Origin of the sequence: Corynebacterium curieae (assembly GCF_027570035.1) — a bacterium.
GTDB lineage: Bacteria > Actinomycetota > Actinomycetes > Mycobacteriales > Mycobacteriaceae > Corynebacterium > Corynebacterium curieae.
Genome location: NZ_JAKMUU010000001.1, coordinates 733,247 through 747,493 on the forward strand (window position 1 = coordinate 733,247; position 14,247 = coordinate 747,493).

General features: G+C 48.7%; 12 protein-coding genes and 1 pseudogene. 4 read left to right on the top strand and 9 right to left on the bottom strand.

Features of this window, described 5'->3' with window-relative positions:
- Positions 1 to 82 precede the first annotated feature (82 nt).
- Positions 83 to 1,294, top strand: a complete 1,212-nt coding sequence (locus L8V01_RS03425) for an IS110 family RNA-guided transposase (protein ID WP_269945737.1) — start codon at positions 83 to 85, stop codon at positions 1,292 to 1,294.
- A gap of 283 nt (positions 1,295 to 1,577) precedes the next feature.
- Here the strand turns inward: L8V01_RS03425 and L8V01_RS03430 are convergent.
- From L8V01_RS03430 to L8V01_RS03440, 3 genes and pseudogenes are all read right to left on the bottom strand, one after another.
- Positions 1,578 to 1,739 (bottom strand): annotated as a pseudogene (locus tag L8V01_RS03430) (integrase core domain-containing protein); the annotation flags it as partial.
- Between the two features lie 138 nt (positions 1,740 to 1,877).
- Positions 1,878 to 2,921: a YbfB/YjiJ family MFS transporter gene (locus tag L8V01_RS03435; RefSeq protein ID WP_269945739.1), complete on the bottom strand. Its 1,044-nt coding sequence runs from the start codon at positions 2,919 to 2,921 to the stop codon at positions 1,878 to 1,880.
- Between the two features lie 132 nt (positions 2,922 to 3,053).
- On the bottom strand, positions 3,054 to 4,109 hold the full coding sequence (locus tag L8V01_RS03440; protein WP_269945740.1) for an NAD(P)H-dependent flavin oxidoreductase: 1,056 nt from the start codon (positions 4,107 to 4,109) through the stop codon (positions 3,054 to 3,056).
- 324 nt (positions 4,110 to 4,433) lie between these two features.
- On the opposite strand from L8V01_RS03440, the gene L8V01_RS03445 reads away from it, so the two are divergent.
- Positions 4,434 to 4,847, top strand: coding sequence for a hypothetical protein (locus L8V01_RS03445; RefSeq protein ID WP_269945741.1), 414 nt, complete (start codon positions 4,434 to 4,436; stop codon positions 4,845 to 4,847).
- A 508-nt stretch (positions 4,848 to 5,355) separates the two neighbouring features.
- Here L8V01_RS03445 and L8V01_RS03450 read toward each other — a convergent pair.
- The 4 genes from L8V01_RS03450 to L8V01_RS03465 all read right to left on the bottom strand — a co-directional run bounded on the left by L8V01_RS03450 (position 5,356) and on the right by L8V01_RS03465 (position 10,009).
- On the bottom strand, positions 5,356 to 6,543 hold the full coding sequence (locus tag L8V01_RS03450) for an MFS transporter (protein ID WP_269945742.1): 1,188 nt from the start codon (positions 6,541 to 6,543) through the stop codon (positions 5,356 to 5,358).
- Between the two features lie 584 nt (positions 6,544 to 7,127).
- Positions 7,128 to 7,556, bottom strand: a complete 429-nt coding sequence (locus L8V01_RS03455; protein ID WP_269945743.1) for a DUF805 domain-containing protein — start codon at positions 7,554 to 7,556, stop codon at positions 7,128 to 7,130.
- A 755-nt stretch (positions 7,557 to 8,311) separates the two neighbouring features.
- On the bottom strand, positions 8,312 to 8,635 hold the full coding sequence (locus tag L8V01_RS03460; RefSeq protein WP_269945744.1) for a hypothetical protein: 324 nt from the start codon (positions 8,633 to 8,635) through the stop codon (positions 8,312 to 8,314).
- Between the two features lie 663 nt (positions 8,636 to 9,298).
- On the bottom strand, positions 9,299 to 10,009 hold the full coding sequence (locus tag L8V01_RS03465) for an ASCH domain-containing protein (protein WP_269945745.1): 711 nt from the start codon (positions 10,007 to 10,009) through the stop codon (positions 9,299 to 9,301).
- A gap of 72 nt (positions 10,010 to 10,081) precedes the next feature.
- Here L8V01_RS03465 and L8V01_RS03470 point away from each other — a divergent pair, with 72 nt between their 5' ends.
- Positions 10,082 to 10,495, top strand: coding sequence for a hypothetical protein (locus L8V01_RS03470; RefSeq protein ID WP_269945746.1), 414 nt, complete (start codon positions 10,082 to 10,084; stop codon positions 10,493 to 10,495).
- 297 nt (positions 10,496 to 10,792) lie between these two features.
- Here the strand turns inward: L8V01_RS03470 and L8V01_RS11935 are convergent, their stop codons facing one another.
- Positions 10,793 to 11,323 (bottom strand): recombinase family protein, encoded by a 531-nt coding sequence (locus L8V01_RS11935; protein WP_269945747.1) that lies wholly within the window; start codon positions 11,321 to 11,323, stop codon positions 10,793 to 10,795.
- Positions 11,324 to 11,595: 272 nt separating this feature from the next.
- On the bottom strand, positions 11,596 to 11,943 hold the full coding sequence (locus tag L8V01_RS03480; RefSeq protein ID WP_269945748.1) for a DUF4288 domain-containing protein: 348 nt from the start codon (positions 11,941 to 11,943) through the stop codon (positions 11,596 to 11,598).
- A 1,274-nt stretch (positions 11,944 to 13,217) separates the two neighbouring features.
- On the opposite strand from L8V01_RS03480, the gene L8V01_RS03485 reads away from it, so the two are divergent.
- Positions 13,218 to 14,054 carry a hypothetical protein gene (locus L8V01_RS03485; protein ID WP_269945749.1) on the top strand — a complete coding sequence of 279 codons (837 nt, stop codon included), beginning with the start codon at positions 13,218 to 13,220 and terminating at the stop codon, positions 14,052 to 14,054.
- The last annotated feature ends 193 nt before the right edge of the window (positions 14,055 to 14,247 follow it).

Below are 14,247 nucleotides of genomic sequence, written 5' to 3' on the forward strand. Positions count from 1 at the left end.
GTAACGTGGGTGCTTGCAACGAAGGTCATGACACCAGCGACTGGAACAACGCCATACCCATCTCGTTTTCTAGGAGCTCATCATGTCTCCGGAGCATTCCATCGACATATTCCTTGGGTTAGACGTCAGCAAATCTGAACACCACGCCTGCGCCTTAGACCGTGATAGCAACAAGGTCTTCGACAAACCGTTGCCTCAACTCGAATCCGAACTAGCAGGCGTTTTTCACCAGCTTCAGAAGCTTGGCACCGTGCTCGTGATCGTCGACCAACCCAACACCATCGGCGCACTACCGATTGCTGTAGCCCGGGACTGCGGTTGCGAAGTCGGATACCTGCCAGGTCTTGCGATGCGCAAAGCTGCAGATCTCTATCCGGGACGTGCAAAAACAGACAAACGCGACGCATTCATCATCGCCGACACCGCCCGCACAATGCCCCACACGCTACGTGCCGTCGACCGCAATGATGAGGTACTCTCCGCCCTAAAGATGCTGTCCGGCTTCGATGATGACATCGCCCGCGATTGCACTCGCACTGTCAATCGGCTTCGCAGTGTCCTCACCCAGATCTACCCCAGCCTGGAACGAGTTTTTGCTGGTAGCACCCTGACTCGCACGCCGATCCTGGAATTATTGATCCATTACAAGGGACCGCAGGGGCTAAAAAGAGCCGGATACCAACGAGTGTTGAACTGGATGATCAAGCGCACACGTAAAGACCCCACCCCGCTGGTAGACGACATTTTTACAGCGCTGAAAGCTCAAACAGTCACCGTGCCTGGAAGCGATGCCGCCGAGTTAGTAATTCCTCAACTGGCTGCAAACATCCAGGCCCTCAAAGAGCAACGAAACACCATTGCTGAGCAGGTTGAAGAGATGCTCGCTGATTTCCCTCTTTGTGAGGTCTTGATGAGTATGCCCGGAGTCGGCATCAAGACCGCAGCGCAGATCCTTCTTGCGATCGGTGATGGCTCCGACTTCGCTAGTGCTGGCCACTTAGCTGCTTATGCTGGAATAGCACCCGTGACTAGACGATCCGGTTCGTCGATCAGAGGTGAATTCCCGGCACGGTCAGGCAATAAACGACTGAAAAACGCCTTGTTCTACTCCGCATTCGCAGTTATCCGCAGCCACGAACCGTCACGGCGGTATTACGAACGCAAACGCGCTGAAGGAAAACGCCACAACGCAGCAGTCATCTGCCTGGCACGACGCCGATGCAATGTCATCTACGCGATGCTGAAAAACAAGGAGTTCTTCCGCGAAATCCCGCCACGCCCCGTCGCCGCATAAAGCCCCAAAGACGAAGCCGACCAGCACACGCTGGCCGGCTCCTAGGCACGCCTAAGAAACTACTCCCAAGACTGTGCTCGTCAACATCGGTCTGGCACTTGACAAAAACATAGGGACACCCCCCCGACGTGTCTACTTTCCGGGGGCCAGGCCCGACCACACGGTCCTTAGCATCCTGGTCAAATTTCCTTGGTATGTTCGAAGATTTTCCCATCTACTCAAGCGGAACAAAACCTGGGACTCTTCAATTTGAAGCGTCCTGGGTTTAGTTCCGCTTCTTCTACTACCCCGTATTGACGGGCTGGGTGCGATGGTACTCGATTTCTACTTTCTGCGGGGTGGCGTAGTCCAACGCTTCGTGAAGACGCTTGGTGTTCTACCAATGCACCCACCGCAAGGTCGCCAACTCAACTTCCCCCACTGACGTCCACGGGCCTTGGGGGTAGTAAAAGAAGCGGAACTAAACCCAGGACGCTTCAACTCACGAAAACGTGGCATACCGTACACAGAATCCGGAGACCTAGAACCAAATAATGAGTCCTGCTCGATAACGCACACGCTACAGTTGACAGTTAGGGAATGATTATAGTCTCGACAGCTGAGTACTGATCATTCCGATAAGAATTGCAACGCCAGCCACGATGAACGCGGAGACAATAGAATCAGCGAAAGCCAGGCCAATAATTGCAGGTCCAGCAACCTGTCCCATGCTATACCACGTTGTTAAACGAGCAGATCCACCAGGAATGTCGTGTGCAATCCCAGTAGAGATTGTGAGCATCGTAACGCCCATAAACGTAGTGCCGAAGAGGACGGCAGCAACAATGAGAAAGATCGTTGATGACCCAAATATAGCGGCAATAGCGCCAATAACCTGTAATCCATAGCAAGTCATCAACGCTATACGTCTGCCAAAACGCTCAGCCATAAACGACCAGAAATATGGTGATGGAATAGCAGCGATGCCTGCGAGTACCCACGTCAATGCTGCCGCTGTATCTCCAAACACTGGCTCAGCCAAAGCCACCAGATAAGTGCCGATGATGATGTAGCCAAACCCCTGGAAAAAATATCCAGAGTCGAGTAACCGAAACGCTAAGCGTTTGCTCTCCACAGAACGCTGATTCGAAGAACTTTCCGAACCGCCGGTCAGACTAGAAGGATCTTGTTCGGTAACTGGCCAACGCCATGCAAAAACGCTGAATGCTGCGCTGATGAACGCTGCTGTCAGCCATAACATACCCCACTGGAGACTCTGTCCAAACAGCCAAACGGTAGCCCCAGAAACCGTAATACCTAGACCGACACCGCCATAGACGATCCCAACAAGATTGGGCTTTTTGAGATTATGCGCAACAAATTGCGTGATGCACACAAATATCACAACAGAGGAAACACCGGCCAGGAACCGAATTACGACTTGCAGTATTGGACTATCCGTTGCTGCCATTAAGGCAAGCAACAAGGTCGAAAACATCAAATTCGCTCGATAGGATTTCTCTGTTGGTCGCAACCAGTTTTTCGACAGCACCACTGATCCAGCAAGATAACCCAAATAATTTGATGTTGCGACCCACGCGGACACTGAATCCGACCAATTCAAAGCCACCATCATAATCGGAAGCATCGGGGTATAAAAAACCTTCCAATACCCATTGCTACCGATAGACCAAGTGTCCCCTGAAGTGTGAGGGCTCGTGTGTTCATATGAACTACCTTTACTGTCGCACAAACCTGATCGATGACAACCTACTCTTCTTTAGCTATCTGAGGAGCCCCTTCCTTGTTGCCTCCATGTTCGAGAGTAAGAGAGAAGTTCATCAATAATATTTTCTGCCGAGTCTTCACGGCAGTGACCAAAACCATCTCCAGCCCATAGGTTAAGCGCCTCGGGGTTTCCATCTGCATTTGCTTCAGCCCGAATGGGTGCTGTCAAATAGTGGATTTCTGGGTACATAGCAGGCGCTATCGAGCTGAATTGATCGATAAAATCGTTTCGTATGGATCGGGCAATCTTCCCAGAAAAAGCTCGTGTAGTCGCCGTCTCTCGATCAGTGAAATTTAGAATCGCCCGACGGTGTGTCTGTTTTGTACCTGCTTCATTGGCAGTGAGGAAGCGAGTTCCGACCATCACTGCAGTTGCTCCCGCCCTAATCAGTTCCACAACATCAGAAGCGGTACCAACGCCGCCTCCCGCGAATATCGGTAAGCGAGTTTTAGAGACTGCATACCTGAGGAGATCGCTGGATGTATAAGATGTTCCAGCCTGTTCACTGCTAATAACAGTGGCACGATGACCTCCGGCGTTCTTTCCTTGTAGTGCAAGAACATCAGCACCAAGGTCTAGTACGTGATCAATTTCCTCTGGCGTCGTGGCGTTGAGAACAACATTTTTTCCCTTCGCTTGGACCGATTTAATTGTTGCTTTTTCAGGATATCCGAAAGTGAAGGAGATGAATTTAGCACGAGAACCTATCGCAATATCAAGTTTTTCTTCATAATTATCATCCGACCATATTGGTTCTTTAGGCAATTCGGAAGAGAATGTTAATTTTTCAATCAACTGGTCGCGGTATGCAGAGTAGGAACCACTATCCTCTTCATTAACAGAAGGTGGACAGAATAAGTTTATTCCGTAAAATCTTTCTGTCTGGTTTTCAACTATCGTAATTTGCTCAGCAAGGTCATCAGTAGAAAGATATCCCGATGCTAAAAATCCAAGACCTCCAGCCTTAGAAACCGCAGCACACAAATCGGGAGTGGATGGACCGCCAGCCATAGGCGCTAATACGATGGGCTTCTCGAAAAAATGCATAAATTCAAAAGAGATTCGTCAAGTAAGTTAATTGAGTCCCACCACAAGTGGAAAACCATTTTTCAATAGTCAGCCTACAGCTACAAAAAAGATTAGCAAGTGATTTTACTGAAATACATGAATGCCGTTCGCAAGTAAATTTACTTGACAGTTTCTAGCACACCGCAATGGCTTAGTGGATACAAACTTTATTGGCACGACAACAGGAACTATCGTAGACGACGATAAAACTTACCCTGCGACTGTTAACACTAAACCGTTTAGAGAAGCATGCAAGGTTTAATAGGTAGAACTTCAAATAGCAGCAACCAAGCTAAAATTCTTGTGCTCTTTGCGCGTACGGAAGCTACGTATGACGAAGAATTTGTCGGAATAGCTTTAACCAGAGAGCAGGAGAGTGCTATGGGCGAGCATGTTGATTCTCCAAGTATAACCTGTTGGACTGAAGAAGTTCCCCTTCAAGGCTGGGAAGGAAAACTAAACAAGTCTCGTTTCCCGAAACTTGTCTATCTCGTTTTTAGAGAAGGGTATGCGCAACATTCCTCCGTGCGCTACCAGGAATTAAGCCCAGATATATTGGCTGCATTTACCACGCGTGAAGCTGCTCAGACTGATGTCGTTTCTCGGCAGAAAAAGGAGCCTTCATTCCTACCGAGTGAGTTTCATATATGGGAAGTCGAATTCGGGTTTTTGACCGAAAACTTCCGTGGCCAAGGTCCAGAAATCCCCATGTACTGAGCAGTACTTCTCGTTGGTTTTAAATTCTGTTGCAAGGAGAGAGTAAGCATCTATATCGCTGCGAAATGGCGGAATAGTCTCAATGAATTCCTATGTCGGAATTGGGTTTTCCATCAGCTTCTCGCTGATCTCGTTGACCCTCACCGAGTCATGGCTTTTCTTCGGTGACACCGTAGTCATTATCGGTGAAACTCCTTCTAGATCAGAGCCACACACAAACTTCCTGACACCCTCAGACACACCACTTCCGCGCTGAGCGGAGACCCAATCACGAGCAAAATCTAAAGCACTTAGTGTATGAGTCTGAGAAATCCCCTTCACCCCCGCCTGCATCAACCGTGCTGAGATTTGGTCTCCAGTTAATCGATCCGAGTTAGACAAGAACCAGATTTGATTTGTGGACAACGCGTTTGCAAGATCCACCATTCATGCATAGTTGTACTCCCCCGTGTACATTGTGCCGTCCAAATCAAAGACATATTCCACGATTACCCTCCCCCCTTTAGGCTTACGTCGGTTTCAGACTGGTCAGTATCGTCAAGAGAAGGAATGCAGATAGCGATACAATTCCAAAGAACACCACAACCCAAATAAAGCCAACTGAGCCCAACAATGCTCCTGCAAGAATAGATCCGATAATCATTCCCAGCGGAGGCATCGATTCAGCGCGACCCCGCGCAACTAGATGAGTCCTTCCATATTGGTTTACCGCAACAATATTTGATGCCGCAGTAAACGAAAAAGCCCAAAAGACTCCCGCGATCCCCATCAAGATCGCAAGTTCAAGATTATTTGCTTTTTCATCCTTGAGAAGAAGTTCAGCACACACTGCAGACAAACCGCCCAGCCCCAAGGACCAAATCGCAACCTTTTGCGCTGAAAACTGGTTGATAAGATAGGGAACCACCAATATCGGAAGGTACATGGCAACCATATGTAACTGCGACAATCCAGAAATTTCGGAGCTGCTTAGCCCCTGTCGCTGGGCTTCTAAGGGAACTGCTGTCATTACAAGGGTCATAGTTACATAACTGAAGAACCCCAATACACCACCAAGATAAAGAGTCGAACGATCACCCGAACGATCACCCGAGCGATCATCCTTGGATGTTCGTGCAAGCATCGTTTCAATGGTTTGGGGTAGAGCCAACGAGGCAAAAAAGACCAATATCCCAAGACCAATTACAACCCGATACGCTTTGTAGAAGTCGCTTGAGGATTCGGCCACGATCCCAGCAACCCAAGGACCGAAAATCGACCCAACGACTCCGCTCAAGAGAACGAGACTCGTATCCCAAGGACTTGGCTGGGTCGCGAAATCTTTCACCAAAATTCGATGAAAATTTGCGAGCCCCATAAAGATACCGATGAGCAGTATTCCACCGTAAAATAGCCAGATTTGTTGCTTTTGCATTGCAAAAGATGTTGCCAATCCTGACAAAATACAAATTGTGCCCGCAATTAGATATACCATTCGAGGCCCGAGCCTTTTAATCAATGGCATTCCAAGTCGAGCGGCAATTATGGTACCCAAGGCTATTAAAACATAGGCCATCGTGCCGCCTAAGGCTGTCCTAGTCAATTCTTGACCAGAGCGTACCGAAATCGTCAGATCGATACCCGCGACTGACAGGGAAAGCGCGTATAACAAGCTGAACCGAAAGGTATTAAAATTTATTGCTTGTCTTAATTTCATAATTCACTTACTGCGTTAGCGGTCCGCAACCTTTGTATCCAAATACAGATCTGTCACACCAGAGTCCGAGATGTATCGCTGAAAACTATCTCTACCGACTACATTAATTTCAGGCTCAATACGCATAACTATGCCCCATGTACATCTTGAGTAACGAGTGTGACCCCATGGTAAGGCAACAAACGAGAATCACGCTTATAACCAGGGTAAATCCTTAGCCCTAAGACTGGTTCTTTCTTTTGATGAATCGTCGCTCGAATTGAACCGGGAAACTTCCTATCATCTCAATGCAAAGAATTAAGCGCTATTCAGACGAGGCCAATGCAGAAAACCGGCGAAGCCTTCAGTGGAGTTGGTTGTGCCAGGCAACCGCGAGTGCCAGGGCGTGACAGCTACATGGGCAAGGAAGTCGCGTAAGCAACTTTCGCGGCAACGCGAGAACCATGAATTAACACCACGCACAACGATTAGTGTCGACCCCCGACAGGTTGGAGGAACTGACCAAAAATCAGGCCAGTCTCTCCTTTATCCTTAAAGACTTCCGTAACCACACACCTGAATGCTTACAATTGCCAGACTTTCCTTTAAGCCGATCGTGCTTCCTTTTGGCTTGAAGGCGACACCTTCTTCTGGAAAAAGAGATGACGTTTGTCATCACTTGAGGGAAGAAGGGTCATGATCATTAAAGGGATAGTTCCCACTATGGGGATAAAAAATAATACAACTAGAATTCCGGGGAATCCCGCATCTTGCAGCCGTCTCGATAGCAACGCAAGAAAAGGCAGAAACACGATTGCTGCTATCACTTCTTCTAGCGATACTCCATGAAAATCACCTAAATGATTATCGAGCATGCTGACGAAGAATGAACCAATAGTCAAGAAGAAAAAAATCCACCAGTATTCACTTCTAGAGGCTGACCCTTTAAAAGCAAAATATCTCAAGAAAAACCGTGACACGGCCTGCTGCGGAGACGCCCCATGCAGGGCCTGGTAGGAAGATTGCTTATCCATAATAAAACCTCCTTCCGCTAAAAGAATACTTTAGGGAAGGAGATTTCCTACCCCTTAACAACATCCATCCGACAGCGCCCACCAAAACCCCAACTCGACTAAACACGACACGAAGCGCCCCACGCGGGCGCTTTCTTTATGCCTAAATACCGTTGCGCTGATTTACCCAGGGGATTGTAAAGAGCTTCATGATAAATATCAGAAGAGAGTCAACGCTAGAAACACCACTGTTAATGGGATCGATTTCTTTTGGTATGCGTTCTTGCATAGGAGGAAATTGAGCCCATCCTTCTTGGAAAACTAAGGTACTCATCCGTTAGACTGTCCCCTGTCTAGGACAACCCTTCTCCTAGAAGTATTATTTTCTTGTAAAGGAAGAAAATATGAAGACAGAACACCTATCTCCCATTAGCCACATAGTCATTTGTGTTCTGCTTGTCGCGTTCTGCTTAGCTATGTACCTGCACTTCCAAGACAGGTCTACTTTAGTGCTATTGATTATTAGCCTGATTGTATGGGCAAGTCGTTCATACCAACAGGCTTCTTCATTACAAAAGCATCTAGAGGCTTAGCGTCACTGCGCAACTAGCGCAGGTTAGTAATGCCACGCCGGATATCCCTTTAAAAATATGCGCTTGGCCTCACAAAATTCTTAGCTTAAACACTATTTCTTACACTCTCCTCACTTATAAGCGAGTCATCTCAGCTCGTTGACAACAACAGATAGATTTCAGTCTCATACAAGAGCAATGTTTCTAGCTACCGACATCTTCTGTAGAGCGCAACCAGAAATCCATCATCGCTCCTATGGTATCTGCTGACGAAAAGATGGTCTTCGCTACATCGGAGGGACTCCAGTTATCGGGGAGATCTATAAAACGACGTGCGACTTTCCCGATAGTCACTGAAGGAGATTCTTTGACGGCCTCAAGAATAGTTACGACGTCTTCGTAAGTAGCATCGAATGCATCTTTTTCATTGGCTGCGGTTGCATCGGCTATGCAAATCCAGTCATCAACTTCTCTCATGTCTTTCAAGAGATTGCCAATTATCTTTTCAGGATTTGTCTCCATATTCATAAACATACTATTAATTTGATAACTCTTGTCGCGGTTTATCCTTGAGATGGTCACGCGGTACGCGCACTCGTCGCAGCAGCCGAGCAGCCGGCGCCGCAAGCCCTGATGCGCCAGCAGCACCGCCGGCTAGAACGTGAACAGAAAAGACACGCTAACCAAACAAGATATTGACTGGTTAGCGTGTCTTTTTAATGGAAGATAGTTAAGTGAGAAAGCTTGCACGGTTGGTGGAGGTTTTGTACCCTTCCGTGTTTAAGTAAGCAGATAGCTTTTTATATAAGGATTCTGCTCCAAATTCTTCATCAATTATTTGGTAAGGGATTGAATCTTTATCCTGCAACAAAGCTAGTTGTATATGCTCGGCACCTGTTGTTTCAGTCCCTGATTCTTGAGCTATTACTTGAGCTTTTTCAGAATCTGTTCTGCTCGTGGAGTCAGCTTCATTTTTCTCCTAGACTATTTTATGCGAGGACAGTTTCGCTTCATTCCCAGTATGGTTCCTTGAAAATTGGATTGATATGCCTGCATATCCATAGTCTCCGACTGCCCTCTATGTCTTCGGTTTCAACCATTTCACCATCGTTGGCTGGGCCGCATTGTTTCTCGGGAGAGTGTCCGATTGTTTGTGTGCGGGGGGCTATTCCACCTTTCGGTCTGGATGGATTACCGCAGTTTGAACTCGACGACGTCTACTTCATCATCGGCAGCTAATCCGGGATAGTGAGCATCTAGCGCTTTCTGAAGCTCGGCGAGAGAGCCAAAGCCGTCATTTCGAGCTTGCTTTTCCGACAATTTACTTCGCTGGATAGAGGAAACGGCCGTGACCTGTGCAGGAATGGTGACGACCTCTCCGGATTCTTTCTCGAAGACTATTTGGGCATTTCCTTCATGGAAAGGATCATCTACCCGAAGTGTCTGTTGCTTTTCTCCGCTACGAATTGATTCCTCGTAGCCTTCCCACATGTAGATGCGCTGCTCTTGTTCCATATCTCGCCAGTTGAATGCGAATGGCAAGAGTTCTTCTACGGTAGGTGCTTCAATTCCATTGCTTCCGCGCACGATGCACCGAATGGACGGATCAACATCAAAAAGCACCTGGCGGCATTTACCGCAGGGAGGAATAACTTGACCAGTAGGTCCGTATACGGCGACTACTGCTTGGATTGGGTCCTCTGGATAACTAGCAGCATGGTTAGCTAAAGCCGAGACTTCCCCGCAAGGACCACCGAGGAAGTGGTGCGCGTTCAAACCGAGTACGTGTTTTCCTGATTTGGTGAGGAGTGTTGCGGCTACAGTGTGATCTCCTCCGTCCTGAAAGCGCCGTGCGTGAGTAGTTGCTTTGGCTAGCAAATTTCGAAGTTCGTTCGTAATCACTCTTTAAGGGTAATGATTGCCGACGCGCTTCATCTAGGTGAAGACAGAGATTAGGGAACATTGAGGGGCAACATGCTTGGTATAGCCGAGCAGAGATTGACTATTGCAGTGTTTTTAACTGCATATTCACGGTTCAATCAAGCAATAAGAGCTAGTCTAAAGCTGGAATTCGACCGCTCTTTAGTACGTGCGTTGAGTAGCCATGCCATACTGCGAAGACGTTTCGGAGCGAAGAAATCTTCTGCAAGAAGAGGAAATCCCTCACATGGTGGGGTTTTATTATTGAATAATGGCGCTATGGATAGAACACAGAAGATAAAAACTGGAGTTTTACTCGCTTTAGCTGTTGTCTCTTTAGCATTATTTATTTTGTGGGTGACAGACGTCATCGGGCTCGGTTTAGCAGTCGTCCTCATGATTGTTATGACTGCCGCTTCTGTGGGCGTGCGTGTGTGGGCGGAGAATGCAGGGCAGAAGTCGGAATAAGCGAGATACCACAGTGGTAGTAGATGTACCCCCTTTTCTTCTACAACCACCCCAAGAAGTGGGGCGTGGGCGCGGCTTCTTCATCGGTGCGCGGTGTGCCCCGCGTGTGATGTGGACCACACATCCCAGATAAGGCCGGGGTGATTATGGACCATCTCAAACACTAGCAACCTACTCCGACGACCCCTGACCCCCTACTAAACGCGCGTTGCCGGCGAAAACAATGCCTATAGCAATACAAATAGCAACCGTCATAGCAATACCCATAGCAATAGGCATAGCAGGGCACGTCAGGCCTTACTGGTTGAGGTACTTATACAGTGTGGTACGCCCAATGCCGAGACGGCGGGCAACCTCTGCTTTCGGAATCCCCCCCACCCACGTGCGCGCCTGTATTATTTGTTCCTCGTTGAGGACTTTCGCACGCCCCTTATAGACACCGCGGGCTTTGGCTTTGGCAATACATTCGGCTTGGCGCTCGCGGATAATCGCGCGTTCAAACTCCGCCACCGACCCGAGCAAGCCGAGCATGAGTTTGGCAACCGGCGTCGAATCCTGCGAATAGACCTGCCCTTCTTTGAGGAACTTGACGGATACTCCGCGTTCGGTGAGTTCATCGACTAGGCGGTGCAGGTCGATAAGGGAGCGGGCAAGCCTGTCCATGCTCACCACAATGAGTTGGTCGCCGGCGCGCACATAATTAAGCGCCCCATCTAAGCCGAGGCGCTGGGTGGACGATCCGCTAACGGTATCGGTGAAGATGCGGAAGACTTTTTCCTTCTTTAATGATGCGGTCTGCCGGTCAAGATTCTGATCTTTGGAACTCACACGCGCGTAGCCGATTTTTGGCCCGTAATCACCTCTGGTTGTTCGGGAATGTCTAGAGGTAGTGACGGTTCTGTTTCATTGCTCATGGACCCACCCTAGCGAACAGTGGATTAAACACGATGGATGTAATTCCCGAACTGTTTACTTAGGGTGTACCCGTACAGTGCATTTCGGTAAAGCACGGTTAGTCGGCGATGAGGTTTATGGCTGGCCGTCGGTTCGACAGCATTGAGAATGTTTGAGTAGATGGGCGGACTCAATCGACAGTTTTCCTATTGGGGTCTATCTGTCTGCAATGGATCTGTCCCTCCTAGTTTCATCTCAAATTTCTTGTAGTCTTCGAGCGAATTAAAATGGCGTGAATAGAGGTCGCAATCTTTATCCACATAGCCGTATAGCGCAGGAGCTACATCAACGATATGGCGCAAAGTGACTAAGGGGCTCATATCCCCTGGTTCTGATTCCTGTTCATGGGCAAGAGCCTCCACTTTCCTCTGTGCTTCATCATCGTTTTGGGCATAGACGATGTAGAAATCCTCGCGGAAAAAAGACTTCGCTTCTTGTGCAGCAGGCTCGGATTTTGAAAGTTCAAAGACTGCGATCCCTACATAAGGTTCCATGTATAGTTCACCTCTTCTTTGTTGACAAAGAACTCTTGGTTAACTAAACCCTAGCAGGGTGTACATGCGGATTATCCGCCAGTATACGCAGACTACTGTTAACAAAAGAGGGAATCTTGACAAGACAGAACATTACTTGGCCCAGTACCCTTTCACTTGCGCTAATCTTAAGCGGATCCGTCCTGTTGTCGAAGTTTCATGAAGAGAGTTCGGCTCTTTCTTCAGAGAACTTTATTATATGGGCGGTACCTTCCGTCCTTGGGGGATTAGGGCTGATATATTGCACCGTAAAACACGAGGTCGTAACTTCCTATGCCTACGGGGTTCTGCTTAGCCTCCTCTTTTCCTTTGGCGCAGCAGTTTGGCATCCAAGTACTTTTACTCGGTGTGTTACGGCAGTTATTTTTTTGATAGTGGCTATAACCGTCGTTCTAAAGCGCCAAAAAATTAATACTCTAAATAACGTTCACGGCTAGCCGCAGGTGATACAAGTAAGGTGTACTTCTAAAGTGGTGCTGTTGCAAAGTTGGGGCAGTAGGAAGGGCGACGTGAAATAGTCACAGCCATGGGTATTTTCTCCGGTTGTCATTTCTCCCGTGGCATCATTCTGTGGGCAGTGGGTGGTACTGCCGCTACGGGGTGAGCTACCGCGCTCTGGGGGAAATAACGCTTAGGGGCGTGTCGGGCAGCATCACTTCCAAAACCGGCTTAAGTGACAAAATGCCATCGCTAAAGTCCCAATTTGAGTCCCAGGGCGTGCGCCTTAAGAGAAATAACTAAAGCCCCTACCAACGTTTCCGCTGGTAGGGGCTTGGAAGTTGGTAGCGGGGGCAGGATTCGAACCTACGACCTCTGGGTTAGACGCCCGAGTTCAAACAACCTTGAGCTTCCCCCTACCTACCTTTTACCCTCAATCGAGATTCCCGGATATTCCCGCAGATTCCCGACAAATCCCGCCCCTAAAGCCACTTACAAAACGACATCCCTGCCTCACCCCGCTTAAGAGCCTTTGCCATCGCTTCGATGTCGGTGAGGTCTGTATACGCCTTTCCATTCATCTAGACATCATGACCAAAATACGCTGCCCTAATCTCCGGGCTAACCGTTGTACGGACGATTATTCCTGGCTGGGGGCGGCAAGTTGGGATTGTGGGACATTTATTACTAGCGAGACGGCAGAACAGATGCGGGAGGGGGTGAGATGGTGTATCTTGCATTCGGGAGTTGCAGAGAGCGCATGCCGCGAGAGGGGCAGCATGGGAAAATTGCGAGATATGTCCGATAGCGGCCATCAAAATGGCTCCGAAACAAGCGGCGGTTCTTGGCAAGGCTGGGCTACGGTCGGTGTCTTCATCCTAGTTAGTACCGTCAGTGCCGTTCTTGCTGCGAAAGCAGACAATGATCAGGTCGAGCGAATAGAAACCATTCTGTCGGTTTTGGTGTCATGGCCACTGGTTCTGTTATTTCTGGTTCCGCTTCTCAGAAATCCGTTCAAGAAAGTATGGGGTTTGATCGAACGAGACTTCCAGCGCGGTGGTCTTGAACTCGAACTCGGCGGTGTCAAGTACAAGTCCCCGCCGCTGGAAGTCCAGATGAGCCAACTCAAAACCGTTATAAGTTCGGCTGATTCGATTCAAACGGCTGCTAAGCCCAAGGAGCTTCATGAGAATCTCGAACGCGAGGGACGAGCTAGGTCGAGCCAGGATGAAGGCTATTCGCTGCCGTCTGGCCCATCCGCTGAAGCTGAGCGTGGACGTTTCGTACTAACAAATCGGGCGGAGCGCGAGAAGATCTTTGGATTGACACCCGCGGGTTGCTTCCTTCTGGTTTATGCCGAGTTTGAAGGACGAGTTAGGGCGATTTATGGCGAAGACTTTAATGTCAGTTGGCGTGGCTCCAGTAAATTCACGCCTCTGATAAGAATCTTCACCGAAATGGAGAGACGCGGGCTGATCAGCGGAACCGACCTAGAGATATTGGACCGCGCCACCCGTCTACGTAATACCCTTGCTCACGGCGTGGATCTTGTGGGATCGATTGATACCCAAGTCATGGACTCAATAATCAACGAGCTCGATCGGGTGGCAGTCGAGCTTAGACTGATTCGTTAGATACTTTTCACGATTAAACTAGCTGTGTCTCTACAATCACTACGCACAGTTTCATTTTGTGACTGCGGGCGGATTCGATGTGCTTCGCGGCACTAATTCTGGCACGGTGCCACGGTGGTGGCGCGACCTAAGAATTGGCGGGGACCTGACCCTTGTTTGGTAGACACCTCTGATTCCGGCTGTGTTGAGTCGG

Bases quoted from the DNA above. Each gene is read 5' to 3' on its own strand.
- L8V01_RS03425 (WP_269945737.1), top strand. From the start codon at position 83: ATGTCTCCGGAGCATTCCATCGACATATTCCTTGGGTTAGACGTCAGC.
- L8V01_RS03435 (WP_269945739.1), bottom strand. From the start codon at position 2,921: ATGCTTCCGATTATGATGGTGGCTTTGAATTGGTCGGATTCAGTGTCC.
- L8V01_RS03440 (WP_269945740.1), bottom strand. From the start codon at position 4,109: ATGCATTTTTTCGAGAAGCCCATCGTATTAGCGCCTATGGCTGGCGGT.
- L8V01_RS03450 (WP_269945742.1), bottom strand. From the start codon at position 6,543: ATGAAATTAAGACAAGCAATAAATTTTAATACCTTTCGGTTCAGCTTG.
- L8V01_RS03455 (WP_269945743.1), bottom strand. From the start codon at position 7,556: ATGGATAAGCAATCTTCCTACCAGGCCCTGCATGGGGCGTCTCCGCAG.
- L8V01_RS03460 (WP_269945744.1), bottom strand. From the start codon at position 8,635: ATGAATATGGAGACAAATCCTGAAAAGATAATTGGCAATCTCTTGAAA.
- L8V01_RS03470 (WP_269945746.1), top strand. From the start codon at position 10,082: ATGCTTGGTATAGCCGAGCAGAGATTGACTATTGCAGTGTTTTTAACT.
- L8V01_RS03480 (WP_269945748.1), bottom strand. From the start codon at position 11,943: ATGGAACCTTATGTAGGGATCGCAGTCTTTGAACTTTCAAAATCCGAG.
- L8V01_RS03485 (WP_269945749.1), top strand. From the start codon at position 13,218: ATGTCCGATAGCGGCCATCAAAATGGCTCCGAAACAAGCGGCGGTTCT.